The organism is Flagellimonas taeanensis (genome assembly GCF_003584105.1).
GTDB classification, from domain to species: domain Bacteria; phylum Bacteroidota; class Bacteroidia; order Flavobacteriales; family Flavobacteriaceae; genus Flagellimonas; species Flagellimonas taeanensis.
In genome coordinates this window covers 50,461-75,365 of record NZ_QXFO01000028.1, presented here as the reverse complement: position 1 = coordinate 75,365, position 24,905 = coordinate 50,461, and the positions used below count along the sequence as shown (strand labels likewise).

Annotated in this window: 21 protein-coding genes; 16 read left to right on the top strand and 5 right to left on the bottom strand. The window is 46.3% G+C overall.

Features of this window, described 5'->3' with window-relative positions:
• Window positions 1-54: 54 nt before the first annotated feature.
• Window positions 55-1,038 (top strand): sterol desaturase family protein, encoded by a 984-nt coding sequence (locus D2V93_RS17670; protein WP_072881720.1) that lies wholly within the window; start codon window positions 55-57, stop codon window positions 1,036-1,038.
• 79 nt (window positions 1,039-1,117) lie between these two features.
• Complete coding sequence (locus D2V93_RS17665; protein WP_119620369.1) at window positions 1,118-1,630, top strand: YybH family protein; 513 nt, start codon at window positions 1,118-1,120, stop codon at window positions 1,628-1,630.
• Here the strand turns inward: D2V93_RS17665 and glmM are convergent.
• Window positions 1,627-3,018, bottom strand: coding sequence for a phosphoglucosamine mutase (glmM, locus tag D2V93_RS17660; RefSeq protein ID WP_119620368.1), 1,392 nt, complete (start codon window positions 3,016-3,018; stop codon window positions 1,627-1,629). The two genes, D2V93_RS17665 and glmM, sit on opposite strands and share 4 nt — an antisense overlap.
• Before the next feature lie 91 nt (window positions 3,019-3,109).
• Between glmM and D2V93_RS17655 the strand changes: the two genes are divergently transcribed.
• Genes D2V93_RS17655 through D2V93_RS17640 form a run of 4 tightly spaced genes read left to right on the top strand, consistent with a single transcriptional unit; the run spans window position 3,110 to window position 7,342 of the window.
• Entirely contained in the window at window positions 3,110-3,703 is a 594-nt protein-coding gene (locus D2V93_RS17655) for an acyl carrier protein phosphodiesterase (RefSeq protein WP_119620367.1), read from the top strand.
• On the top strand, window positions 3,691-5,373 hold the full coding sequence (gene ggt, locus D2V93_RS17650; protein ID WP_119620366.1) for a gamma-glutamyltransferase: 1,683 nt from the start codon (window positions 3,691-3,693) through the stop codon (window positions 5,371-5,373). The genes D2V93_RS17655 and ggt overlap by 13 nt, the downstream gene beginning before the upstream one ends.
• 10 nt (window positions 5,374-5,383) lie before the next feature.
• A complete protein-coding gene (locus tag D2V93_RS17645; RefSeq protein ID WP_119620365.1) occupies window positions 5,384-6,340 on the top strand; it encodes an ATP-grasp domain-containing protein in 957 nt (318 codons plus the stop codon).
• 6 nt (window positions 6,341-6,346) lie between these two features.
• On the top strand, window positions 6,347-7,342 hold the full coding sequence (locus tag D2V93_RS17640) for an SMP-30/gluconolactonase/LRE family protein (RefSeq protein ID WP_119620364.1): 996 nt from the start codon (window positions 6,347-6,349) through the stop codon (window positions 7,340-7,342).
• A gap of 4 nt (window positions 7,343-7,346) precedes the next feature.
• On the opposite strand, the gene D2V93_RS17635 is transcribed toward D2V93_RS17640, so the two are convergent.
• Window positions 7,347-8,099, bottom strand: a complete 753-nt coding sequence (locus D2V93_RS17635; RefSeq protein WP_072881704.1) for an XRE family transcriptional regulator — start codon at window positions 8,097-8,099, stop codon at window positions 7,347-7,349.
• Window positions 8,100-8,246: 147 nt separating this feature from the next.
• Here D2V93_RS17635 and D2V93_RS17630 point away from each other — a divergent pair, with 147 nt between their 5' ends.
• Together D2V93_RS17630 and D2V93_RS17625 are read left to right on the top strand one after the other, a co-directional pair.
• On the top strand, window positions 8,247-9,509 hold the full coding sequence (locus tag D2V93_RS17630) for a putative DNA modification/repair radical SAM protein (RefSeq protein WP_119620363.1): 1,263 nt from the start codon (window positions 8,247-8,249) through the stop codon (window positions 9,507-9,509).
• A 111-nt stretch (window positions 9,510-9,620) separates the two neighbouring features.
• Complete coding sequence (locus tag D2V93_RS17625; RefSeq protein ID WP_119620362.1) at window positions 9,621-10,394, top strand: TIGR03915 family putative DNA repair protein; 774 nt, start codon at window positions 9,621-9,623, stop codon at window positions 10,392-10,394.
• Window positions 10,395-10,492: 98 nt separating this feature from the next.
• Here D2V93_RS17625 and D2V93_RS17620 read toward each other — a convergent pair whose 3' ends face one another.
• The gene (locus tag D2V93_RS17620) at window positions 10,493-11,014 is read right to left on the bottom strand and encodes a hypothetical protein (RefSeq protein WP_119620361.1); all 522 of its coding nucleotides are present in this window, start codon (window positions 11,012-11,014) and stop codon (window positions 10,493-10,495) included.
• 179 nt (window positions 11,015-11,193) lie between these two features.
• Between D2V93_RS17620 and uvrA the strand changes: the two genes are divergently transcribed.
• The 5 genes from uvrA (at window position 11,194) to D2V93_RS17595 (ending at window position 20,657) form a co-directional block, all read left to right on the top strand.
• Entirely contained in the window at window positions 11,194-14,055 is a 2,862-nt protein-coding gene (gene uvrA, locus D2V93_RS17615) for an excinuclease ABC subunit UvrA (protein ID WP_119620360.1), read from the top strand.
• A gap of 18 nt (window positions 14,056-14,073) precedes the next feature.
• Window positions 14,074-14,760, top strand: a complete 687-nt coding sequence (locus tag D2V93_RS17610; RefSeq protein WP_119620359.1) for an LOG family protein — start codon at window positions 14,074-14,076, stop codon at window positions 14,758-14,760.
• 44 nt (window positions 14,761-14,804) lie between these two features.
• On the top strand, window positions 14,805-17,609 hold the full coding sequence (locus D2V93_RS17605) for a gluzincin family metallopeptidase (protein ID WP_182850024.1): 2,805 nt from the start codon (window positions 14,805-14,807) through the stop codon (window positions 17,607-17,609).
• Between the two features lie 159 nt (window positions 17,610-17,768).
• Window positions 17,769-20,180 (top strand): alpha-ketoacid dehydrogenase subunit alpha/beta, encoded by a 2,412-nt coding sequence (locus D2V93_RS17600; protein ID WP_119620357.1) that lies wholly within the window; start codon window positions 17,769-17,771, stop codon window positions 20,178-20,180.
• A gap of 99 nt (window positions 20,181-20,279) precedes the next feature.
• Window positions 20,280-20,657 carry a DoxX family protein gene (locus D2V93_RS17595; RefSeq protein WP_072881684.1) on the top strand — a complete coding sequence of 126 codons (378 nt, stop codon included), beginning with the start codon at window positions 20,280-20,282 and terminating at the stop codon, window positions 20,655-20,657.
• Between the two features lies 1 nt (window position 20,658).
• On the opposite strand, the gene holA is transcribed toward D2V93_RS17595, so the two are convergent.
• Window positions 20,659-21,660 (bottom strand): DNA polymerase III subunit delta, encoded by a 1,002-nt coding sequence (gene holA / locus D2V93_RS17590; protein WP_072881682.1) that lies wholly within the window; start codon window positions 21,658-21,660, stop codon window positions 20,659-20,661.
• 26 nt (window positions 21,661-21,686) lie between these two features.
• Here holA and D2V93_RS17585 point away from each other — a divergent pair, with 26 nt between their 5' ends.
• From D2V93_RS17585 to D2V93_RS17575, 3 genes are all read left to right on the top strand, one after another.
• Window positions 21,687-22,133 carry a type I restriction enzyme HsdR N-terminal domain-containing protein gene (locus D2V93_RS17585; protein WP_072881680.1) on the top strand — a complete coding sequence of 149 codons (447 nt, stop codon included), beginning with the start codon at window positions 21,687-21,689 and terminating at the stop codon, window positions 22,131-22,133.
• Window positions 22,134-22,145: 12 nt separating this feature from the next.
• Window positions 22,146-23,147 (top strand): glycosyltransferase family 2 protein, encoded by a 1,002-nt coding sequence (locus tag D2V93_RS17580; protein ID WP_119620356.1) that lies wholly within the window; start codon window positions 22,146-22,148, stop codon window positions 23,145-23,147.
• Between the two features lie 96 nt (window positions 23,148-23,243).
• Complete coding sequence (locus D2V93_RS17575; protein ID WP_072881676.1) at window positions 23,244-24,116, top strand: OmpA family protein; 873 nt, start codon at window positions 23,244-23,246, stop codon at window positions 24,114-24,116.
• A gap of 51 nt (window positions 24,117-24,167) precedes the next feature.
• Here the strand turns inward: D2V93_RS17575 and D2V93_RS17570 are convergent, their stop codons facing one another.
• Window positions 24,168-24,788 carry an L-threonylcarbamoyladenylate synthase gene (locus tag D2V93_RS17570; protein ID WP_119620355.1) on the bottom strand — a complete coding sequence of 207 codons (621 nt, stop codon included), beginning with the start codon at window positions 24,786-24,788 and terminating at the stop codon, window positions 24,168-24,170.
• Between the last annotated feature and the right edge of the window lie 117 nt (window positions 24,789-24,905).

Here is a 24,905-nt window from a genome sequence, read left to right as displayed (position 1 = left end):
TTATTTAAATTTTTCCTTATTTTTCTATTTTCTGTACCAATTGAACAAACTCAAATGGAATTCCTACAGACACTTTTCGATGAGATCATAGGCTTTCTGGGTATATCTCAAGCCCTTGAAATCCTTAGGTCTGGCGATTTCTCCTCTTTTACCACTTATGAGGGTATTGTCTCCTTGATCTATCCTATTATTCCCTTGCTCATCATCCTTGAACTCATTTTGGGATTGATTTATAAAAAACCCCAGACAAAGGTGTATAAGGTGAATTTTTTGATCTATGTTTTCAATCGATTTATAGGGCGATTTATTGCCATTGCCATGGTTGCCCTATGCATTGGCCTGTTTCAACAGTACGCTCCGTTCCAGACCACGATGAAGTGGTATTGGATCGTTTATGGTTACGTAGTATGGGAACTCGGGCATTTTGTCTATCATTACTTGGGTCACAAAGTGCGTCTGTTCTGGTGCCTGCACTCTACCCATCATGCCCCTGAAGACATGAACCTGTCCGTGACCCATGCCCATTTCTTCTTGGAAGCACCCTATGCCGATACCATCCGGACCACCATCTGTATCCTTTTGGGCGTACACCCTGAGTTGTTGTTTTTGATCATGTTCATTGATGGCACCTATGGTGCTTTTATACATGTAGGGGAAAACCTGTTGAAAAATGGTCGGTTGGGCTTTTTGAACAAAATTATCCTCACCCCTTCCCACCATCGGGTTCACCATGCCAAGAACCCACTCTACATGGACACCAATTTTTGTAATTTATTGAACATTTGGGACCGAGTGTTCAAAACCTATCAAGAGGAGAAACACGACATAAAAATAGAATACGGTATAACACGGGAGATGGACTCGGGGAACTTCATGGATGTCTACTTTGGTGAAATCGTGGCTTTGGCCAAAGATGTGTGGAGGGCTCCGGGACTTGCAAACAAGTTCCTCTACCTTATAATGCCCCCTGGATGGAACCATACCGGCGAACACAAGACCGCCAAAGTGGCCCGGAAAAGTTATTTGGAGTCCATGTGAGCCAACTACATTTTTTATATATCCTGCAAGCAGACTTCAAGTTATTTTATATCTTCAGCAGCATTCAAATCATCAAAAAATGAAGCAGTCAATCCTCACAGCAGTTTTATGCTGCCTTAGCTTATTTTCCTTCGGGCAGGCCACAGACGAAATCCTTGAAGAAATCAAAAAAGACGTATGGCTCCCTTTCATGGAAGCCTATGACGAATCGGACCCAGAAAAATTGAAATCCATCCACACGAAAGACATCATACGGGTCATCATGGAGCAAGGTGAAATCAAGACCGGCGAAAGCTATCTGGAAAATTTTGCGGATTTTGTGGCCACCAACCGGGTTGGTATCGCCTTTGTCATCCTTTCCACTTCCGTGGACCAAAATGGTGAACTGGCCTACCAAAATGGGTATTATCGGTTCAGTTCCAAAGGCAACAATGATGATGACCTTGTGATAAGGGGCTATGGGGAATTCAATGTAGGGCTACGCAAAGAAAACGGTTCATGGAAAATCTGGTTGGACTCGGACAAGCACGCTTCCATTTCCCATGAGGAATTCAATTCCCAAAAAATCCGATATGAACTGATCGAGAACTAGTTCAATCCCGCCACTTCCTTGATTTCAGCAATGATACGGTCCGCCAAGGCATCCGCTTCTTTTTGCGATTTGGCCTCTGTATAAATTCGAATGATAGGTTCTGTGTTGGATTTGCGAAGATGTACCCAATTTTCTGGAAAATCGATTTTTACCCCGTCAATGGTGGAAACCTGCTCTCCCTTATATTTGTCATGCATGGCCTCAAGAAGGGCATCCACATCCAGTTCGGGGGTAAGCTCTATCTTCTTTTTGCCCATAAAATAGCTGGGGTAGCTCGCCCGTAGCTCTGCCACGGTACCGCCTCGTTCGGCCATCAACATCAAGAAAAGGGCCGTGCCCACCAAGGCATCGCGCCCATAGTGGCTCTCTGGGTAAATGATACCGCCATTGCCCTCACCGCCAATAATGGCATTACTCGCCTTCATTTTGGCGACTACGTTCACTTCGCCCACAGCGGCAGCCTCATAAGTTGCTCCATGCTTTTCGGTAATGTCGCGAAGGGCGCGTGAAGAGGACAGGTTGGACACCGTGTTGCCCTTGGTCTTGCCCAGTACGTAATCGGCACAGGCCACTAAGGTGTATTCCTCACCGAACATTTCCCCATCGTTGCTGATAAAGGCCAAGCGGTCCACATCCGGGTCCACCACGATACCAAAATCGGCTTTTTCTTCCACTACTTTTTTGCAGATGTCCCCCAAATGCTCTTTCAAGGGTTCTGGATTGTGTGGAAAATGGCCTGTGGGATCACAGTAGAGTTTCACCACTTCCACCCCAAGTTCTTGCAGTAATTTGGGAATGGCAATGCCTCCTGTGGAGTTGACCCCGTCCACGACCACCTTGAATCCCTTGCCCCTGATCACATCGGCATCCACCAAGGGAAGTTCCAGTACTTCATCAATATGGATATCGATGTAGGAATCGTTTGTGGTTATTTTTCCAAGGTCATCGACCACTGCAAAATCAAAATCCTCTCTTTCGGCAAGTTCCAAAATCTTGGCTCCTTGGGCCGCATCCAAAAACTCACCACGCTCATTGAGCAGTTTCAGGGCGTTCCATTGCTTTGGATTGTGACTGGCGGTCAGGATAATACCTCCATCGGCCTTTTCCAAAGGAACGGCTATCTCCACTGTAGGGGTGGTGGATAACCCAAGGTCCACTACATCAATCCCCAGTCCCACCAAGGTGGACACTACCAAATTTTGGATCATCTCGCCCGACAAACGCGCATCCCTGCCTATGACAACGTTCAATTTCTCCTTCTTGGAATAGTCCTTCAACCAGCTCCCATATGCTGCCGCAAACTTCACGGCGTCCAATGGGGTCAGGTTATCGTTTGTTTTTCCGCCTATGGTTCCTCTAATTCCAGAAATAGATTTGATCAGTGTCATAATTGTTAAAAAAGTTTGTGCAAATATAACCCAGCATCCCCTATTCCATGTTTTGAATTTGTAAATTTCGACACAAAAGGATTTTGCCCCGATGAACTTCTTGGCACATATTTACCTTTCCTTTGATGACAAGGAGATCACTTTGGGCAATTTTTTTGCCGACCATATCCGTGGGAACCGCTACAAACATTTTCCCGATAAGATCCAAAAGGGCATCTTGCTACATCGGGAAATTGACACTTTCACGGACGCCCATCCCATTACTAGACAGAGCAGCAAACGGTTGCACAAGAACTACAGCCATTATAGCATGGTGATCGTGGACATCTTTTACGACCATTTCCTGGCCAAGAACTGGAGCGATTATTCCAATGTTCCCCTGGAAGAATATGTGGACCGGTTCTATGACCTGTTGGAAGAAAATTACGAGCTGCTTCCCGTGGCCACCAAGCGGATGATGCCCTATATGATCGCGGACAACTGGCTCTTGGATTATGCCAACCTTGACGGTATCGGCAGGGTGCTCAACGGGATGAACCGAAGGACCCAGAACAAGTCCAAGATGAATTTTGCCATTTTCGATCTTGAGGAACACTACACGGATTTTGAAAACGAGTTCACCGCTTTTTTTGAAGAATTGATTACCTTTTCCCGTCAAAAATTTAACTCCCTATGCGAAGACTGATACTGCTCCTTCCTTTGGCCTTGTTCATCCATTGCAAACAAAAGCCTGCCGAACCTACGGGACTTGTCACGGAAAAAGCCATGGTGGTCTCGGCCAGAGAAGAAGCTTCCCAAATCGGGGTGGACATCATGAAAAAAGGAGGCAATGTCTTTGATGCCATGGTAGCCACAGAACTGGCCTTGGCCGTTTCCTTCCCATTTGCCGGAAATTTGGGCGGTGGTGGCTTTATGGTCTACCGAAAGAGCAACGGCGAGGTAGGTGGCATCGATTATCGGGAGAAAGCACCCATGGCGGCCCACAAGGACATGTACCTGGATTCGTTGGGCAATGTCATCCCCGATATGAGCACCTCGGGTGGTACCGCTGTTGGGGTGCCCGGCACCGTGGCCGGCGTCATGGAAGTACACAAAAAGTTTGGCGCCCTGCCCCTATCCGAAATCATGCAGCCCATTATTGCCTTGGCCAAAAAAGGGGTAATCGTCACCGAAAAACAGGCTAAACGATTGGAAGGCTATCGGGAAAGTTTCATCAAGGCAAATGGCGACAGTACCAAGTTTGCAGGCCCTTTCAAGGCTGGGGACACCATAAAATATCCCGAATTGGCCCAAACCTTGGAAATCATCATGGAAAAAGGAAAAGATGGTTTCTACAAAGGTGAGGTGGCCCAAAAACTGGCCGCCTTTGTGCAGGAAAATGGCGGCTATATCACCGAGGAAGACCTTTCACGATATGAGGCCAAGTGGAGAAATCCCATCGAGTTCGATTACAAGGACCTCCATGTGATATCCATGAGTCCCCCAAGTAGCGGAGGCGTCACCATCAACCAGATTTTCAAGATGATGGAGCCTTACAAAGTGTCCAAATTTGGACACAATTCCGCCAAGACCATCCAACTGTTCACCGAGGCGTCCCGTCGTGCCTACGCGGATCGGAATTACTTTTTGGGCGACCCCGACTTTGTCGATATTCCCTATGATGTCCTTCTAGATGATGCCTACCTGCAAGGACGTATGGCCGATTTTTCCTTTGACAAAGCAACGTTGTCATCCGATGTGAGCCATGGTGAAGTGGAGATCATCGAAAGTTCCGAAACCACCCACTACTCCATCGTGGACAGTGAGGGCAACGCCATTTCTGCCACCACCACCTTGAACGGCGGCTATGGTTCCAAACTCTATTGTGCCGAGCTCGGTTTCTTTTTGAACAATGAAATGGACGATTTTAGTGCCAAACCCGGTGTGCCCAATATGTTCGGACTGGTCGGTGCCGAAGCGAACAGCATTGCCCCGGAAAAAAGGATGTTGAGTAGTATGACACCTACCATTGTAGAAAAAGGAGGGAAACTGTACATGGTTGTAGGAACCCCTGGAGGTTCCACCATCATCACTGCGGTGGCCCAGACCATTTTGAACGTATATGAATTCAACCTGAGCATGCAGGATGCCGTAAATGCGGCCCGTTTTCATCATCAATGGTTGCCCGATGCAGTCGTTTTTGAGCCTGAAGGCTTTTCCGAGGAACTCATATCCGAGCTAAAATCCAAAGGATACATCATCAACGAGGAACGCACCCCCATTATTGGCAAAGTGGATGCCATACGTGTATTGCCCGATGGCAAACTGGAAGGTGGGGCCGACAAACGGGGTGATGACAAAGCAATCGGTTTTTAATCTCTGCCCTATGCTATTCGATATTGTTGTGTTGACAGACCCAAGGTACATCTCCCCCGAGAAAAGGAGCCCTTATATAGACAACGTGCTCTTGGAAGATCGTTTGGTTGTGGAGGCCTTGCAAGCAGAAGGTTTGAAGGTCGTCCGAAAATCGTGGGATGATGCCCATTTTGATTGGTCCTCCACCAAATTGGCCCTCTTCCGCACCACTTGGGACTATTTTGACCGATTCCCTGAATTTTCAAAATGGTTTGAAAACACTTCCAAACTGACCCGGTTCATCAATTCCAAAGAATTGATCACATGGAACATAGACAAACACTACCTCCAAGACCTTTCTAGGGCGGGCATCACCATTCCCAAGACTATCTTTGTGGAAAAGGGGACCCAAACCACATTGCAGGCCCTTTTTTCCACAGCGGTGCATGGTCACGGGTTCAGGAAGGACCAATTCATATTGAAACCTTGTGTGTCCGGTGCCGCTCGACATACGTACAAGATTAATACGAATGAGATTTCAAAGTACGAAGACCTATTTGGACAATTGATTTCCGAAGAAGCCATGATGCTCCAGGAATTTCAAGAGAACATCGTTTCCGAAGGGGAAATTTCAATGATGCTGTTCCATGGGGAGTTCACACATGCCGTGCTTAAAATTGCCAAACCTGGCGATTTTCGGGTGCAGGACGATTTTGGCGGCAGCGTCCACGAATATACACCGTCCAAGGAACAAATTGCTTTTGCTGAAAAAGTGGTCGGGGCTGCTCCCGAACTTCCCGTTTATGCTCGGGTGGATATGTTCCGGGACAATGAGGGGAATTGGGCCCTGGCCGAATTGGAGATTTTTGAGCCCGAGCTGTGGTTTCGACGTAATCCATCAGCTGCACAAAAGTTGGCCAAGACCATAAAGGACACCTGTCTGTCCATTCAAATCAAAGCTATTGGAATAACACATAATGATAACTGATTCAAAATGAAAAAATTAACACTTCTGTTATTAAGTATTGGCTTAGGGTGTTCCGCCCAACAGAAAACTACTGGTAAGCTCATCGCTTTGGATGATTCTTTTTATGATTATCTGGACAAAGAGGCAAAAATAGAGGTGCTCGCCGAGGGCTTTATATGGTCCGAAGGTCCCGTTTGGGTCAAGGAAGGTGGATTCCTCCTCTTTTCAGATGCTCCGCAAAACACCATTTTTAAATGGGATGAGAAGGAAGGGATTACGCAATTTTTAGAACCTTCTGGCTACACGGGTATTTTGCCATACAGTAGGGAACCCGGCAGCAATGGACTTATCATCAATAACGAAGGGGAGTTGGTCGCCTGCGAACACGGCGACCGAAGAATATCCCGGATGCCATTATCCTTTGGCGGAAAAGTAACGGTGGCCGACAAATGGAATGGAAAGCGTTTCAATAGCCCAAATGACATTGTACAGACCTCCAAAGGCATCTATTATTTTACAGACCCTCCCTATGGACTGCCAGAGCAGGAAAATTCCAAATCTCGGGAAATTGATGCATTTGGTGTCTTCAAAGTCAATGTTGAGGGCAAAGTTGACATGGTGGTCGGCAATCTTTCACGCCCAAATGGGCTTGCGCTTTCTCCTGACGAAAAAATACTCTATGTGAACCAATCGGATGGCAACGCGCCCTACATTATGGCATACAACGTCCAAAATGATGGGTCATTGGATGAGGGGACTATTTTCTTTGACGCCACTGAACTACGGAAAGAAGGACTGGTAGGTTCTTTGGATGGTCTCAAGGTTGCAAAGGATGGAACTATTTTTTCCACGGGGCCGGGCGGTGTTCTGATCATCACCTCCGAAGGAAAGCTTTTGGGACGCATTGAAACGGGGCAGCGGACGGCCAATTGCGCATGGGGAAACAATGGTTCCGTGCTCTATATGACCGCCCATAATTTTCTGATGAGAATCCAGACCAAAACTGTGGGGAACGGGTTCTGAAATGCTACTTGGCAATTTGCCGTTTTAATTCCTCCATGGACTGCTGTAACTGCTTTAACAGGCCAGTTTCCGTGGTAGCGTCCACATTGAAGGTCAATTTGCTGCTCACCTCCCAAATTTCTTGGATCTGAAACGGCTTGATCTCGTAGGGAGGATAAGTCTCGTTCAAAGAAACCAAAGTGATGTTGTTGGAATTGGGTCTCCGCTCTATTTTCTTGACCATTACGGAATCTTGGAGCACCACCACATACATTTTATTGGGGCTCACGTGGTCAATATGTTCAATGGCACGCGCCAATACCCAGTCGTTGGGTCTTAGATTGGGCAACATACTGTCCCCTTCCACCTGAAACCCCCTGTAAGTGGCATTTCGGAATTCGGGTATGGGCATATCAAAAGCGGGCAACTGTCGGTACCAGCTCGTATCGGTAATATTCTGGGGATAGCCCGCAGCAGCCTTGGCGTTCACCAGGACCATGTTGTCTTGGTCGGAATTGTCCACGGTGACCACCTTGGGAATCACACTGGTCCTAGAGGTGTCCAAGTATTTTTGGTCACTCTCCCCGAACAACCACATGGGGTTGATCTTGAACTGTTTCAACAATTCCGAGACCACCTTTCCCGATAGTTTCGTCCTCCCCCGTTCAATATCGGCCGTAGTGTTCTTCACGCCCAACAATTCGGCAAACTCGGCCTGCGTGTACCCCAGCTCCCTTCGGATGTCCGTAAATCGTTTCAGTGTCAGTTCGTTTTCCATGGCAGAGGTCATTAGAGTCAGATTGAGTACAGTCAAGCTGACAATATCATCCAAATATAGCCTTTTTGGATTATTTCCAAAACTTTTTATGGATTATTTCCATTTATTGGAATATTTCCATATTTTTGATTGGAATATTTCCAAGTTATGGATTTTGACAGAATACGGGAAAAACTGAACATTCTGGCCGATGCGGCCAAATATGACGTGTCATGCGCCAGTAGCGGTAGTGACCGGACCAATAAAGCAAAGGGTCTGGGCAATGCTTCCAAAATGGGTATTTGCCATAGCTACACCGAAGACGGACGTTGTATTTCCTTATTGAAAATCTTGCTGACCAACCATTGCATCTATGATTGTGCGTATTGCGTTACCCGCAAAAGCAACGACATCAAGCGAGCGGCTTTTAAGATCCAGGAAGTGGTGGATCTGACCATCAATTTTTATCGGAGAAACTATATCGAGGGATTGTTCTTGAGTTCCGGCATCTTTAAAAATGCGGATTATACCATGGAGCGTTTGGTAGCGGTGGCCAAAAAACTGCGGGAAGAGGAAAATTTCAACGGTTATATCCATTTAAAATCTATTCCTGGGGCGAGTGATGAACTCATGTATGAAGCAGGATTGTACGCGGACCGCCTTTCCGTCAACATTGAAGTACCCACAATTTCTGGCCTGAAACTCTTGGCCCCAGATAAAAAGCATGAGGATTTCACCAAGCCCATGCTCAAGGTAAAGAATGAGATTGTGCGCTTCCAAACCGAACGAAAGATTATCAAAAGCACCCCAAAATATGCCCCGGCCGGGCAAAGCACCCAAATGATCGTGGGCGCTTCCGGGGAAACCGACAAGGACATCATGTACTCCGCCACTTATTATTACAAGACCTATCAAATGCGAAGGGTGTATTATTCCGGTTATGTACCCGTTGCGGATGATGTCCGTTTGCCGGCCATTGGTTCCCAGGTGCCCATGCTTCGGGAAAATCGATTGTACCAGACCGATTGGCTCTTGCGTTTTTACGGCTTTGCTGTGAACGAGATTTTGAACAAGGAACACCCCAATCTGGATATGGACGTAGATCCCAAACTTTCGTGGGCGTTGCGCAACCTACACCATTTTCCGGTAGATGTAAACATGGCAGATAAACGTCTCCTGGCTCGCATACCCGGTATAGGCATGCAATCCGTGGAAAAAATAATGAAAGCTCGAAAATTTCGAAGGTTGAACTGGGACCATCTCAAAAAAATCGGAGTGGCCCTCAACCGCGCCCAGTATTTCATGGTATGTGATTCCCGCCATTGGGAACGCCGTGATCTGGATGCGGAGAAAATCAAGGGGATGATCTTGCAGACTTCGTCCGGCAAGTTCAGGAACCAGTACAGTAACCAATTGTCATTGTTCAATTAACTATGAACAGTTGACAATAAACAATCATGTCATTTCGGAAGAGTTCACGACTGAGAAATCTAGATTACTCGCATTCGTTGGAAATGACAGCAAAAACAAAATTCAAACGTTATGAATGCTTCAACAACCTTAATTTATGACGGCAGCTTCAACGGATTTCTCACAGCTGTGTTTGTCGCTTTTGACGAGAAGATCAATGTGGCCGACATCCAAAGGAACGGTCAGTGCCAAAATAGACTTTTCTCGGACACGGAGACCATTTTCACCCATGTGGAAAAGGCTCAACGGGTATGGAACGGTATCAAGGGCAAAAGCCACAATGCCATTTCCAATGTGTATTTTGCTTTTCTGAGTGAAACCGAAGGGGTGGAAATGATGCTGTACACCTACATCCAAAAACTGATGCGTACCCAGACCGGCAAGTATCTGGACTATTCGGACAGTACGGTGTTGCACATCAGCCAATTGGCACGGAAGGTGGGTCGGGAAAAACACCGCATGGAGGCCTTTGTGCGATTCCAGTTGACGAAGGACAACATCTATTTTGCGAACATAGAACCCGATTTTGATGTGCTGCCCCTCATTTCCAAGCATTTTCGGGACCGCTATGCGGACCAGCAATGGCTCATTTATGACGTGAAGCGTAAATATGGCATCTATTACGACCTGAACCATGTGGAAATGGTATCTCTGAACCTACGGGAAGTGCATTTCAACAAAATCCACAAAAGTGATGCTTTCCTGAGCGAGGAATACGATTACCAGACCCTTTGGAACGATTATTTCAAAAGCACGGGCATCAAGTCCCGAATCAACCCCAAATTGCATACGCAACATGTGCCCAAACGGTATTGGAAGTACCTTTCTGAAAAGAAAGCAAGTTAGGCAACGTAATCCCTACGTGGCTAACCTTTAGCCGAGATGGGTTATATGGAGCCCTGAGCGAAGTCGAAGGGTGATGGGAAAAAGGAGGCGGTGTGACTTCACTTCCCCTTCTCCCCCACAAAATGGTCGCTCTTGTTTTTAAAGAGCACATTAAAACTGGTCAAACTGCCATAAATGCGGGTGATGTATTGCTGTAGATCAATTTTATCCTGATCGTCCAGAGTACTGCTGTTGATCTTTTGTTCCATCACACGGATACGGTCGCGCACCATCACGATCTTGTGGAAAAAGGTATCGATGGGCATTTCCTTGTTCTGGGTGGCATCCCCAGGGTCCAAAATCAATTTTCCACCCTTCCACTTATCGGCAATGGCCACTTTCTCATGGGTATCGCTCCATTTCTCTAGAATCTTGACCAAGGAACGTTCCACCTCAAAAAAACTGACGGTGTCCACTTCGTCCTCCACCGCCTCGATCACCTCAAAATCGGCATCAAGGTCAATGGTTTCCAGTCCGCTTTCCAAAAAAGTGACCCAATAATACTTGGATGATACGTTGGTCACCACCCCTTTTCCGTGTTCAGGATGGCCTATGCGAGAGCCAATGCCCAGTAGTTTCATGTAGTGCAATTAATGCCATTTCGATGAAGCTTTGCGACTGAGAAATCTAGATTTCTCCCATCCGGTCGAAATGACGGTTTACAAATTCAAAAATACACCATCAATTAACAATAACGAAAATCCAACCCCTTTCTTTTTTACATCCCAAATCGCTACTTTTGAAGCTTTGCTATGAATTTATGATCCACTACGAAGAACATATTGAGGTCAAAGGTGCCCGGGTGCATAACCTGAAAAATATCGACGTCACCATTCCGCGTGAAAAACTCGTAGTAATTACCGGACTATCGGGCAGTGGAAAATCCTCCCTGGCCTTCGATACCATATATGCCGAGGGCCAACGACGCTATATTGAGACTTTTTCGGCCTATGCCCGACAGTTCTTGGGCGGGCTGGAACGCCCCGATGTGGATAAGATAGATGGTCTTTCACCCGTGATCGCCATAGAGCAGAAGACCACCTCCAAATCGCCACGGTCCACCGTGGGCACCATCACGGAGGTGTACGATTTTCTCCGACTGTTGTTTGCACGTGCCGGGGATGCCTACAGCTACAACACGGGCGAGAAAATGGTGAGCTATAGCGATGAGCAGATCAAGGAGCTTATCATTGAATCCTACCTCGATAAAAAAATAAATGTGCTGGCCCCGGTAATCAAATCGAGAAAAGGCCATTACCGCGAGCTTTTTGAACAGATTGCAAAGCAAGGTTTCGTAAAAGTGCGGGTGGACGGTGAGATCATGGACATCACCAAGGGCATGAAAGTGGACCGCTACAAGACCCACGACATCGAGATCGTGATCGACCGGCTCATGGTATCGGACAGTGAAGATTTCCACAAACGCCTTTCGGAAACCATCAACACGGCCATGTACAGTGGCGAAAACGTATTGATGGTATTGGAAGAGGGAGAGAAAGTACCCCGTTATTTTAGCCGTGACCTGATGTGTCCCTCCACGGGTATTTCGTATCCCACACCGGAACCCAACACCTTTTCGTTCAACTCGCCCAAGGGCATGTGCCCCGATTGCAGTGGTCTGGGCCATATCTACGAGGTGAACGAACGGAAGATCATCCCCAACCCCAAATTGTCCATCAAGGCGGGTGGACTTGCCCCGCTTGGCGAATACAAGAAATCCTGGGCCTTCAAACAGTTGGAGACCATTGGGCAGCGGTATGGTTTTGACCTATCGGACGCCATCGAAAAAATCCCAGAGGAGGCCATGAACGTTATCCTCAACGGGGGGAAGGAAAGTTTTGAGGTCGATTCCAAATCCCTAGGCGTAAAAAGGCAGTACAAGATTGATTATGAGGGTATTTCCAACTTCATCAAGACCCAATTTGAAGAAGCTAGCTCCACGTCCATAAAACGATGGGCGAAGGACTACATGGACAAAGTGAAGTGTCCCACCTGCGAAGGTGCCCGTTTGCGCAAGGAATCCCTCTATTTTAAAGTGGGTGAAAAGAACATTGCCGAACTGGCCCAAATGGACATTACCGAACTGGCCACTTTTTTCAAGAATTTGGAAGAGACCCTTGAGGGCAACCAAAAGATAATCGCGGAGGAAATCATCAAGGAGATCAAGGCCCGGATCGGTTTTTTGTTGGATGTGGGACTGGATTATCTTTCCCTGAACCGAAGCTCCAAATCCCTATCCGGAGGCGAGGCACAGCGTATCCGCTTGGCCACGCAGATAGGCTCCCAATTGGTGGGCGTGCTCTATATTTTGGACGAGCCCAGTATCGGTCTTCACCAAAGGGACAACGAACGCTTGATCCATTCCTTGGAATCGCTCAGGGACATTGGGAATTCCGTGATTGTTGTGGAACATGATCGGGACATGATCGAACGTGCCGACCATGTGATCGATATCGGTCCAAAGGCCGGAAAACATGGCGGGGAAATCATTTCTGAAGGAAAACCATCCGAACTGAAGGACCATCACACCTTGACCGCCCAATACATCACGGGCGAACTGGAAATCCCAGTGCCCCAAACGAGAAGAAAGGGAACGGGCAAAAAAATTGTCCTTTCGGGCTGTTCGGGAAACAACCTGAAGGATGTCACCGTGGAGTTCCCTTTGGGAAAACTCATCGGCGTAACGGGCGTATCGGGCAGCGGAAAGTCCACCTTGGTGAACGAGACCCTCTACCCTATCATGAACGCCCATTATTTCAACGGCGTAAAAAAACCAATGCCCTATAAAAAAATTACCGGACTACAGCATATCGACAAGGTCATCGACATCAACCAGTCCCCCATTGGACGAACACCGCGATCTAACCCGGCGACCTACACCGGGGTTTTCAGCGAGATCCGGACCCTGTTTGCCAAGACCACCGAAGCGACCATCCGCGGGTACAAACCTGGACGTTTTAGCTTCAATGTGGCCGGAGGGCGTTGCGAAACTTGCCAGGGCGGTGGATTGAAGGTCATCGAAATGAACTTTCTTCCCGATGTGTATGTCGAATGTGAGACCTGCAATGGCAAACGGTTCAACAGGGAGACCCTAGAAATCCGATACAAAGGAAAATCCATTTCCGATGTACTGGAAATGACCATCAACGAAGCGGTCGATTTCTTTGAGAATATCCCTAAAATCCATCGAAAATTGAAGACCATCAAAGATGTCGGATTGGGCTATATCTCATTGGGACAGCAGTCCACCACCCTTTCCGGAGGTGAGGCACAACGGGTGAAGCTGGCCACAGAACTTTCCAAACGCGACACTGGAAACACCTTTTACATCTTGGACGAACCTACCACAGGGCTGCATTTTGAAGATATCAGGGTGCTTATGGAAGTGCTCAACCAGTTGGTGGACAAAGGAAATACCATCTTGGTGATAGAGCACAACATGGATGTCATCAAAATGATGGACCATATCATAGACATTGGCTACGAAGGAGGCCGGGGCGGCGGTATGGTGGTCGCCATAGGAACCCCAGAGGAAGTGGCCAAGGACAAAAAAAGCTATACGGCCAAGTTTTTGAAGAAGGAACTGGAAAACACAAAAGAAAAGATTGCCAAGGCGGTCTAAAAAATATAACTTGAACAAATGAGAAAAGAACAACACTCCAAGGGATGGAATGAAATCAAGACGAACGATTCGTGGGCCATATTCAAGATTATGGGCGAATTTGTCAACGGATTTGAGAAAATGAGTGTCATAGGTCCCTGCGTATCCATTTTTGGTTCTGCACGGGTACGGGAAGGCAACCACTATTACGATCTTGCTGTGAAGATTGCCCAACGAATTGCCGAAGCGGGTTATGGCGTCATCACCGGTGGTGGCCCTGGAATTATGGAAGCAGGAAACAAAGGGGCCAATCTGGCCGGGGGAACATCCGTGGGGCTGAACATCGACCTTCCTTTTGAGCAGCACGACAATCCGTTCATCGATGAGGACAAAAGCCTGGATTTTGATTATTTTTTTGTCCGTAAGGTCATGTTCGTCAAATATTCACAAGGTTTTGTGGTGATGCCGGGGGGCTTCGGCACCTTGGATGAACTTTTTGAAGCCATTACCCTGATCCAGACCCATAAAATACATACCTTTCCCATTATATTGGTGGGCACCGATTTTTGGAAAGGCCTTCTCGATTGGATCAAGAACACCATGCTGAAGGCTGGAAACATTAGCCCCAGAGATCTGGACCTTATCCAATTGGTGGACACCGAGGACGAGGTGGTGGAGATCATCGATGCCTTCTACAAAGGCCGCAATCTTAGTCCCAACTTTTAATCCATATCCATTTGATTATCCAACGGTTCCTTTTACGGTTTCCTTTGCTGTTGCTCATCCTGTGCGCCCCTGTTTGGGGACAGCATAAAAATGAGATCGTGGCCACCTTGGATGGCCGGACGCAGCAAATCAGGATACGCCAGCATTTCACTTATGTGAACCGTTCCGACAAAGGGCTCACCACGCTCTATTTCAACGACTGGAACCATGCTTATTCCAACAAGAACACGGCCCTTGCCAAGCGTTTTGCAGAAGAGTTCAACAGGGGTCTCCATTTGGCCAAGGATAGGGAAAGGGGACAGACCACCATCAAGACCCTGGTGGATGACAACTACGGAGGATTGGATTGGAAAAGGGTCGAAAACAGGGATCTTATTGCCGTAAACCTGGCTGAAATCCTACGCCCCGGGGAATCCATACAACTGTTTTTTACCTATACCGTAAAACTTCCCTCGTCAAAATTCACCTCCTACGGTTACACCCCGAATGGCGGGTACAACCTGAAGGATTGGTATCTTACCCCCGCCGTTTTTGATGGCGAGGATTGGAGATTGTACGACAACATGAACCTGGACGATATCTACACGGACGTTGTACAGACCTCCATCAACATGACCTATCCCGAAAAGTTGTTCTTGGCCTCCAATTACAGGCAATCCAACGTTTCAAGGTTTCCTGGTGGGCAGCATACCCAACTCTTTGGGGACAATAGGAAAAGCTGTGAGATCATACTTACCTTGGAAGAGACCTTTACCAAACATGTCACCGCTCCCCTAACCGTGATCACCGATATTGAGTCCAATAAGTATGATGAAATATCACAAGGGATTTCCATTGATAGAATAGCCCGGTTCCTCTATGAGAATTTGGGGGAATATCCACATGAAAACCTTTTGGTAAGTGATTTTGACTACAATAAGTCCCCTTTGTATGGCATAGGACAGCTCCCCTCTTTTATAAGGCCCTACGAAGAGCAGTTCCAGTTTGAGATGAAGTTCCTGAAAACGGCCATCCGCAATTATCTGGAGGAAACCCTCTACTTGGACCCTAGACAGGAACGATGGGTCAATGATGCCATTGGATATTACCTCATGATCAAATATGTGGAAGAACACTATCCCGATCAGAAACTTATCGGTAAACTCTCCAGGATCTGGGGCGTCAAAAACTTCCATTTGGCCCAAATGGACTTCAATGAGCAATATGCCCTCTTCAGCATGCTGTCTGCCCGAAAGAACATAGACCAGGCCTTGACCACAAGGAACGATTCCCTTATCAAATTCAACGAAAAGATAGCCAATGGCTATAAGGCCGGACTTGGAATGTCCTATCTATCGGCCTACTTGAATGAAACAAAAGTGGACAGTAGCATCCTTGATTTTTACCAAAACCATCGGTTGAAACAGGGTGTCACAGCGCAAGATTTTAGGGAGACCCTGGAAAAATATGCGGATAAGGACATCGATTGGTTTTTTGATGAGTATGTATCCACGGACAAAAAGATTGATTTCAAGATCAAAAAATTACGAAAGACCGATGATTCCATCACGTTGGTACTTAAGAACAAGAAGGGAACCAATGTCCCCATCTCCCTTTTTGGCCTTCAAAATGATTCCGTGGTTTCCCAATATTGGTTCACCGATATCGATACGACAAAAACGGTCACCATACCCCGAAACGGTGAGGACCGATTGGTGCTCAACTATGACCAAAAAATCCCGGAATTCAACCAGAGAGACAATTGGAAGACCCTGAACGGTTTCTTCTCCAGCAACAAAAAATTGAAATTCCAGTTTTTCAAGGATACCGAAGACCCCTATTACAATCAGATCTTCTATGTCCCTATTGCCAATTTCAATATTTATGATGGGGTGACACCAGGGATGCGCCTCTACAACAAAACGTTTCTGGAACGGCCTTTCCAGTATGACATTTCGCCTACCTATTCCTTTTTGGAGCGTACCTTGGTGGGCAAGGCCAGTTTCAAGTACCGCAAATACCATAAAAAAACAGGACTGTTCTATACCGATTACTCCATTTCGGGATCCACCTCCCATTTCCAGCAGAATTCTCGCTTTTCAACACTGACTCCTGCCATAAGTTTTGGATGGCGGCCCAATGATCTCCTGTCCAACCGCAGGCAGTATTTGACGTTCAGGTATAGAAACGTTTTTAGGAACATTGATGATAATCTGATTGGGGAAATCGATACAAATCCGGATTATAATGTAATGAACGTCCGGTTTGTGGATGTGGACAATAACATCCTCAACTACACTTCGTGGTTTGTGGATGCACAACATTCCAGCGATTTCACCAAACTGGCCTTTGAAATGGAGTATAGAAAATTGTTCCACAGCAACCGGCAGTTCAACCTTAGGTTCTACGCCGGAAAATTCTTGAGGAACAAGACCGAATCCGACTTTTTCAGCTTTGCCCTTGACCGCCCTACCGATTATATGTACGATCTTTCCTATTTGGGTCGTTCCGAAAGTTCCGGGATCTACAGTCAGCAGATCATCATTTCAGAAGGAGGGTTCAAATCCAAATTGGAAAATCCCTTCGCCAACGATTGGATAGCGACCACCAATGCCAGTACCAACATATGGAGATGGGTGGAAGCGTACGGGGACTTAGGGTTCATCAAGAGCAAGGGAGACAGCACCCGTTTTTTATACGACTCGGGGGTACGTCTCAACTTGGTCACCGATTATTTTGAGCTTTACTTTCCCATCTATTCCAATAGAGGTTGGGAAATTGGGCAAGACAATTATGGCCAGCGGATACGATTTGTGGTCACCATTAGTCCTCGGACACTCACCGGGCTATTTACCAGGAAATGGTTCTGATTTTATCACATTCACAATTACATGAAGCAAAAAGCATGTTTTTCTGATTATTACGTTTTATTTTGATTTATTTTTTGTCAAATTGATATTTTATTAACTTGCCTTGCTGTTGCTGATTTGATTGTATTTTAGTACTTTCGCAAAAACCTGCAACGGCACATGAAACCCGACCCAAGTACAAGCAACGACATTTCCTTTGAAGATTTCAGATCGCAGATCCTCCAAGATTATGAGATTGCCGTGATGAGCAGGGAGTGTAGTCTTCTAGGGAGGCGTGAAGTACTCTCGGGAAAGGCAAAATTTGGGATTTTTGGCGATGGAAAGGAACTCCCGCAACTGGCCATGGCCAGAGCCTTTCAAGATGGGGATTTCAGGAGTGGATACTACCGGGACCAGACCTTTATGATGGCCCTTGGTTATTTAAGCCCCAAGGAATTTTTCCATGGACTTTACGCCACTACCGACCTAGAAAAGGAACCCATGAGTGCAGGAAGGCAAATGGGCGGACATTTCATCACCCATAGCCTGAACGAGGACGGTACTTGGAAAAACCTTACCAAGCAAAAGAACAGCAGTGCCGATATCTCTTGTACGGCGGGCCAAATGCCCCGTTTGCTTGGGTTGGCGCAAGCTTCTAAAATATACAGGAATGTAGATGGACTGGACCAGACCAACTTTTCCAACAATGGAAATGAAGTCGCTTGGGGCACCATTGGCAATGCCAGCACAAGTGAGGGGCATTTCTTTGAAACCTTGAACGCCGCCGGGGTGATGCAAGTACCTATGGTCATCTGTATTTGGGACGATGAATACGGGATTTCGGTCCCGGCCGAATACCACACCACCAAAGGTGATATCTCCGAAGCACTCAGCGGATTGCAACGGGATGGAGAAAATGATGGGTATGAAATCCTAAAAGTAAAGGGGTGGGACTACACTGCCCTTATCCATACTTTTGAAAATGCGTCGGACATAGCGCGAGAAGGTCACGTGCCCGTGCTCATCCACGTAACGGAACTTACACAACCACAGGGACATTCCACTTCCGGTTCCCATGAGCGTTACAAATCTGCCGAGCGTTTGGAATGGGAACGTGAAAACGATTGCAACAAGAGGTTCAGGGAATGGATATTGGAAAATGGCATCAGTACGGAAGAAGACCTCAAAAAACTCGACAGGGAAATAAAGCATAAGGTCAGGGCCTCCAAAAAGGATGCATGGGCAGAGTTCCTAAAACCCCATTTGGAAGCTAAGAAACAGCTCGTCCACTTGTTGGACAAGGCCGCGAACAGCAGCCCCAACCGCACCTTTATCCTAAAGACCAAAAATGACCTTATCGCCATTGAAGAGCCCCTAAAAAAAGATCTGGCCGCCAAGTCCCGAAAAGCGCTCAGGTATCTGATTGGGGAAACAACCCCTGAGAAAAAAGAATTGCAAACGTGGGTAGACCGGTTTTTAGAAGAAAGCGAATATAAATTCAGTTCCCATCTGTACAGTGAACTGGACAATAGGGCCACCAATGTAAAAGCTTTGCCACCCTCCTATTCCAATGATGCGGAGGAAGTGGACGGCAGGATCATTCTTCGGGACAACTTTGATGTGCTCTTTGGAAAATACCCGGAAGCATTGATCTTTGGCGAGGATACCGGAAACATTGGCGACGTGAACCAAGGACTGGAGGGCCTCCAAAAAAAATACGGTGAACTGCGTATTGCCGACACAGGAATCCGGGAAACCACTATTATAGGACAAGGAATTGGAATGGCCCTTCGGGGATTGAGGCCCATCGCAGAGATACAATATCTGGACTACATACTATATGCCATCCAAACCTTGAGCGATGACTTGGCCACTTTGACCTACCGAACTGTTGGCAAGCAAAAGGCACCGCTCATTGTCCGTACACGAGGGCACCGATTGGAAGGCATCTGGCATTCCGGATCACCAATGGGTGGACTCATCCATTTGTTGAGGGGAATGTACATCTTGACCCCAAGGAACATGACACAAGCAGCTGGGTTCTACAACACATTGATGAAGAGCGACGAACCAGCACTGGTCATCGAAAGTCTGAACGGATATCGCTTAAAGGAGAAAATACCTGCCAACCTTGGGGAGTTCCTTACCCCCATTGGAAAAGTGGAAACCCTGAAAGAGGGAACTGACATTACCCTTCTGTCCTACGGGTCTACCTTACGCATTGTGGAAAGAGTGGCGCAGGAACTTATGGAAGTTGGAATCGACGCAGAGGTCATTGATGCACAGTCCCTATTGCCGTTCGATTTGGAACACGATGTGGTGAAAAGCCTTCAAAAGACGAACAGGCTGCTCATTATAGATGAGGATGTCCCAGGTGGATGTTCAGCATATCTGCTACAGGAAATCATGGAAAAACAGGGAGGCTATCAATATCTGGACAGTGCCCCACAGACTTTGACCGCAAAAGCACACCGACCCGCATACGCTTCGGACGGGGATTATTTCTCCAAACCCAATGCAGAGGATATCTTTGAAAAAGTATACGAAATCATGCACGAGGCTGATCCGGAATCCTATCCTCAATTAAGGTAGTTTTCCCTTATCCGTCAATTCAAAACCACTTTTCGTCAATTAATGTTGTGTTATTCGAAACATAATTTTTATTTTCACGACAACTAAAATTCCCCGTGGATGAAAAATAATACGTTGGTACATTTGGGCTTGGCACTTTTAAGAATCGTTCCTTCAGCATTTATGCTGACCCATGGCTACCCTAAACTCATGAACCTTATCAATGGAAATACCGAATTTGCAGATCCCTTCGGCATTGGACAGGCTCCTACCCTATTCTTGGCCGTTATCGGGGAGTTCATCTGCCCTCTTCTGATCATTATTGGCTTTAAAACGAGATGGGCCGCCATACCTACTGCAATCACTATGCTCGTTGCCGGGTTCGTCATACACGGTGCCGATCCTTTTGGAAGAAAAGAAATGGCCTTGCTCTATCTCACCGTTTTCGTGGTGGTCATGCTATTGGGCCCCGGAAAGTACAGTGTGGACAAAAGCTAGTTCAAACAAATTCCGCCAACAGTTCCTTCAGTAGATCGGATTGGTCCATGTTGTTGGCACCGACACCTTTTCCTTTCAAATCCAAGTTTCTGAGGCTTGAAATGATGCCACTGACCCTTTTCATGGGATAATTTTTGGCCGCTACGGAAAACTCATTCACAAAATAAGGGTTTATCCCTAGTACTTTGGCCACATTCCCCGGAGAATGGTCGTTCAGGCCATGATATTGCAATAGCTGGATAAAAAAGGTGTTCAAAAGAGTGACCGTGACCACAAAAGGATTGTCTTTCGGGTTTTGCGAAAAATAATCGATGATCCGGGAGACTTTCTTCACATCCCTTTCCCCTATTGCCTTTTTCAGCTCAAAATTGTTGAAGTCCTTACTGATGCCTATATGCTTTTCTATCAGCTCCGGCGTAATCTCAGCAGTCGGCGGCACCACTAGGGCCAATTTGTCCAGTTCATTGCTGATCTTGCTCAAATCGGTACCCAAAAATTCCACAAGCATTACACAGGATTTGGGCGATATGCTATAATTTTTTCCGGCGAGTGTCTTTCGCACCCAATCTGCCACTTGGTTCTCGTACAACTTGTTGCTTTCAAAAAGCACCCCGTTTTTCTGGATGGCCTTATACAGTTTCTTTCGTTTGTCCAGTTTCTTGTATTTGAAACAAATGACCAGTACCGTTGTAGGCTGTGGGTTTTCCGCATAGGAAAGAAAATTCTCGATGGTGCGGGAAAGATGTTGGGCTTCCTTTACGATAACGACCTGGTGATTGGCCATCATGGGATACCTTTTGGCATTGGAGACCACTTCTTCAACACTGGTGTCCTTTCCATAGAGCACCATTTGGTTGAATCCTTTTTCATCTTCCGTCAGCACATTCTCGGCAATGTATTGGGAAATCTTATCAATGTAATAGGGCTCTTCCCCCATCAAAAAGTAAATGGGTTTGGGAACCCCTTTGTTTATTTCCGCTACAATCTCTTTTACCCTGTCCATTCAGAAAAAATCATCAATTTTGTGGAATGCAAGCATTGAACTTTCCCAACTATACCTTCCGAATCAAAAATAGCCAAAATAGACAGTACATCTTTGATGGTATCCGTAAAAAATTTGTGGTGCTGCAACCTGAGGAATGGGTAAGGCAACACGTGCTGCACTATCTGGTGTTCACTAAAAACTTTCCAAAGAGCCTTATCAATGTAGAAAAACAACTCATGGTGAACGGGCTGAAAAGACGTTACGATGTGGTGGTCTTCAATCCTGACGGCTCCATTTTTCTATTAGTGGAGTGCAAGGCACCAGAGGTCAAAGTGGAACAAACCGTTTTTGACCAGATTGCCCGTTACAATTATCAATTAAAATCAACCTACTTGATGGTGACCAACGGCCTGGAGCACTACTGTTGCGAAATGGACCATGAGAATGAAAAATACAGCTTTTTAAAGGAAATTCCTGATTTTAGCCGTTAATTTGCCACCGTTTTGAAAGTCGCCGTAGTCATACTCAACTGGAATGGGGAAGCCTTGCTCAAAAGGTTCCTGCCCTCCGTCATGGAACACTCCGAGGGTGCCGATATTTATGTGGTGGACAACGCCAGCACCGATGGTTCCGTTCCTTTTTTGGAGGCGAATTATCCTTCTATCGGCATTGTACGGAACACTTCCAATGGAGGTTTCGCCAAAGGCTACAACGATGGGCTGAGAAACATTGAAGCCGATATCTTTTGCCTCCTGAACTCTGACGTAGAGGTCACACCGAATTGGTTGGGACCCATCAAGAAAGGCTTTGAAACCATACCAGGGGTTTCCATCATCCAGCCCAAGATATTGGACCTGAAACAACGGGACCATTTTGAATATGCCGGTGCCGCAGGCGGGTTCTTGGATGCATTGGGCTATCCGTTCTGCCGGGGCAGGATTTTCCAGTCCATCGAAAAGGACCATGGGCAATATGATGATGTCAGGGAAATATTCTGGGCCACGGGTGCCTGTATGTTCATCAAAAGTGAGACCTTCAGGTCGCTGGGCGGGTTCGATGAAGACTATTTTGCCCATCAAGAGGAGATAGACCTTTGCTGGCGGGCCCAAAATGCCGGACACAAAGTGTATTATGTGGGACAGAGCCACATATACCATTTGGGGGGCTCCACCCTCTCCAATATGAACCCGAAAAAGACTTTTCTCAACTTTAGGAACTCCCTATATTCCATCACCAAGAACCTTCCCCGAAAAAAAGCTTTGCCCATTGTCTTCTTGCGGTTGATATTGGACGGTATTGCTGCCGCCAGGTTCGTTTTCCAACTGAAAATCAATCATTGTCTGGCCATTCTACATGCCCATATCAGTTTTTATGGTAACTTTAGGAAGATGTACAGAAAGCGGGAAAAAGCTAATTTTATATTAAAGTACCATATCGTGACATCCATAGTTTGGTCCTATTTCGTACATCAAGTAAAGAATTTTAACATTTTAGTAAAAGATTAACGATGCCGAAATATGGAAACCTTGCTTTTTCTCTAATTTTGGCCAACATTGATTTACATTGATATATCTAACAATCCTTAAATTATATTCTGAACTATGAAAAAAGCTTTTCTAGGAACACTGGCACTGACAGTTCTATTGTCTTCATGTGTATCACAAAAAAAATATGCTGAACTGGAGGCCAAGCATAAAGAAACCCAAGACCTATTGAATTCAGCTACAGTAAAACTTAACGACTGTCTGGAAGAAAAAGCAACCGCAAGTTCAAGGTTGAAGACCCTTGAAGACCAAAACGCTTTCTTGAAAGCCAACAACCAAGAGCTCATCAATAACATGGGCAACTTGACAACCCTTACCACCAAAGGTGCTGAAAACCTTGAAAAATCTTTGGAGAGTCTTAAAGAAAAAGACCTTACCATCAGAAAATTGCAAGATGCCGTTACCCGTAGGGACTCTGTAAACCTTGCTTTGGTACAAAGCTTGAAAGGTGTGCTTGGCAACTTGGATGATGAGGATATCGAGATCAGCGTGGAAAAAGGAGTTGTATTTGTTTCCATTTCCGACAAACTATTGTTCCGAAGCGGAAGCTACAATGTGACCAATGCAGCTAAAGAAGTATTGGGCAAAGTGGCCAAAGTGGTGAACAACAAGCCTGATTTTGAGTTCATGGTAGAAGGGCATACGGACAATGTGCCGATCAAAACTTCAGAACTTGCCGATAACTGGGATTTGAGTGTGAAGAGGGCAACATCTGTGGTCAGGATTCTTCAAAATGACTTTGGAGTAGATCCTGCCAGAATGACTGCTGCCGGACGTAGCTACTACATCCCACTCGTTGACAATGATACATCTGCCAACAGGGCAAAGAACAGAAGGACCCGTATCGTTGTACTTCCAAAAATCGATCAGTTCTATAACATGATCGAGGAAGGAATGAAAGATCCAACTATCGGAGGTACTGGCAAATAATCCAGTAAAATACATATAAGAAAAGCGGCCCAAAAGGCCGCTTTTTTGTTTCTAGAATATTTCCAAGCTTCCCTTTCCTTCCCTAACGACCAGTGGTTCACCTTCCGAAAGGTCGATCACCGTAGAAGCCACATTGCCCCCGTAACCCCCATCAATGACAATGTCTACCAAGTTCTGCCATTTCTCAAAAATGAGTTCAGGATCGGTGGTATATTCCAAAATATCGTCCTCATCGCGAATGGAAGTGGAAACAATAGGGTTTCCCAATCCGGTCACCAAAGCCTGTGCTATTGCATTGTCCGGGACACGGATGCCCACCGTTTTCTTCTTTTTGAAATCCTTGGGAAGGTTATTGTTTCCCGGAAGAATGAAAGTATACGGCCCCGGAAGGGTTCTTTTCAAAATCTTGAAGGTGGAGGAATCTATCTGTCTCACATAATCGGACAAGTTGCTTAAATCTGCACACACGAAGGACCAGTTCGCCTTTTCCAACTTAATTCCCTTTATCCGTGCAATGCGTTGTAGGGCTTTGGAATTGGTAATGTCACACCCCAAACCATATACGGTATCGGTGGGATAGATCACAAGTCCGCCCCTTCTGAGCACCTCCACTATCTTTTCCACCTGTCGCGGGTTTGGGTTTTCTTCGTAAAGTCGTATAAGTTCTGCCATGTCCAATACGGAAGACCGTATGTCTCCCTTCCAACAAATTAACAAATATTATGCTTAAAAGTGGTGATGCGTTAAATATTCTTTAATGCACCCAACCACCGCCCCATCATTGCATCT

Excerpts from the sequence above, each read along its gene's own strand:
- D2V93_RS17585 (WP_072881680.1), top strand. The coding sequence starts at position 21,687 with ATGCAAGCATTGAACTTTCCCAACTATACCTTCCGAATCAAAAATAGC.
- D2V93_RS17655 (WP_119620367.1), top strand. The coding sequence starts at position 3,110 with ATGAACTTCTTGGCACATATTTACCTTTCCTTTGATGACAAGGAGATC.
- glmM (WP_119620368.1), bottom strand. The coding sequence starts at position 3,018 with ATGACACTGATCAAATCTATTTCTGGAATTAGAGGAACCATAGGCGGA.
- D2V93_RS17630 (WP_119620363.1), top strand. The coding sequence starts at position 8,247 with ATGGATTTTGACAGAATACGGGAAAAACTGAACATTCTGGCCGATGCG.
- uvrA (WP_119620360.1), top strand. The coding sequence starts at position 11,194 with ATGATCCACTACGAAGAACATATTGAGGTCAAAGGTGCCCGGGTGCAT.
- holA (WP_072881682.1), bottom strand. The coding sequence starts at position 21,660 with ATGGACAGGGTAAAAGAGATTGTAGCGGAAATAAACAAAGGGGTTCCC.
- D2V93_RS17595 (WP_072881684.1), top strand. The coding sequence starts at position 20,280 with ATGAAAAATAATACGTTGGTACATTTGGGCTTGGCACTTTTAAGAATC.
- D2V93_RS17600 (WP_119620357.1), top strand. The coding sequence starts at position 17,769 with ATGAAACCCGACCCAAGTACAAGCAACGACATTTCCTTTGAAGATTTC.
- D2V93_RS17670 (WP_072881720.1), top strand. The coding sequence starts at position 55 with ATGGAATTCCTACAGACACTTTTCGATGAGATCATAGGCTTTCTGGGT.
- D2V93_RS17645 (WP_119620365.1), top strand. The coding sequence starts at position 5,384 with ATGCTATTCGATATTGTTGTGTTGACAGACCCAAGGTACATCTCCCCC.
- D2V93_RS17640 (WP_119620364.1), top strand. The coding sequence starts at position 6,347 with ATGAAAAAATTAACACTTCTGTTATTAAGTATTGGCTTAGGGTGTTCC.
- D2V93_RS17635 (WP_072881704.1), bottom strand. The coding sequence starts at position 8,099 with ATGGAAAACGAACTGACACTGAAACGATTTACGGACATCCGAAGGGAG.
- D2V93_RS17575 (WP_072881676.1), top strand. The coding sequence starts at position 23,244 with ATGAAAAAAGCTTTTCTAGGAACACTGGCACTGACAGTTCTATTGTCT.
- D2V93_RS17665 (WP_119620369.1), top strand. The coding sequence starts at position 1,118 with ATGAAGCAGTCAATCCTCACAGCAGTTTTATGCTGCCTTAGCTTATTT.
- D2V93_RS17625 (WP_119620362.1), top strand. The coding sequence starts at position 9,621 with ATGAATGCTTCAACAACCTTAATTTATGACGGCAGCTTCAACGGATTT.
- ggt (WP_119620366.1), top strand. The coding sequence starts at position 3,691 with ATGCGAAGACTGATACTGCTCCTTCCTTTGGCCTTGTTCATCCATTGC.
- D2V93_RS17610 (WP_119620359.1), top strand. The coding sequence starts at position 14,074 with ATGAGAAAAGAACAACACTCCAAGGGATGGAATGAAATCAAGACGAAC.
- D2V93_RS17570 (WP_119620355.1), bottom strand. The coding sequence starts at position 24,788 with ATGGCAGAACTTATACGACTTTACGAAGAAAACCCAAACCCGCGACAG.
- D2V93_RS17620 (WP_119620361.1), bottom strand. The coding sequence starts at position 11,014 with ATGAAACTACTGGGCATTGGCTCTCGCATAGGCCATCCTGAACACGGA.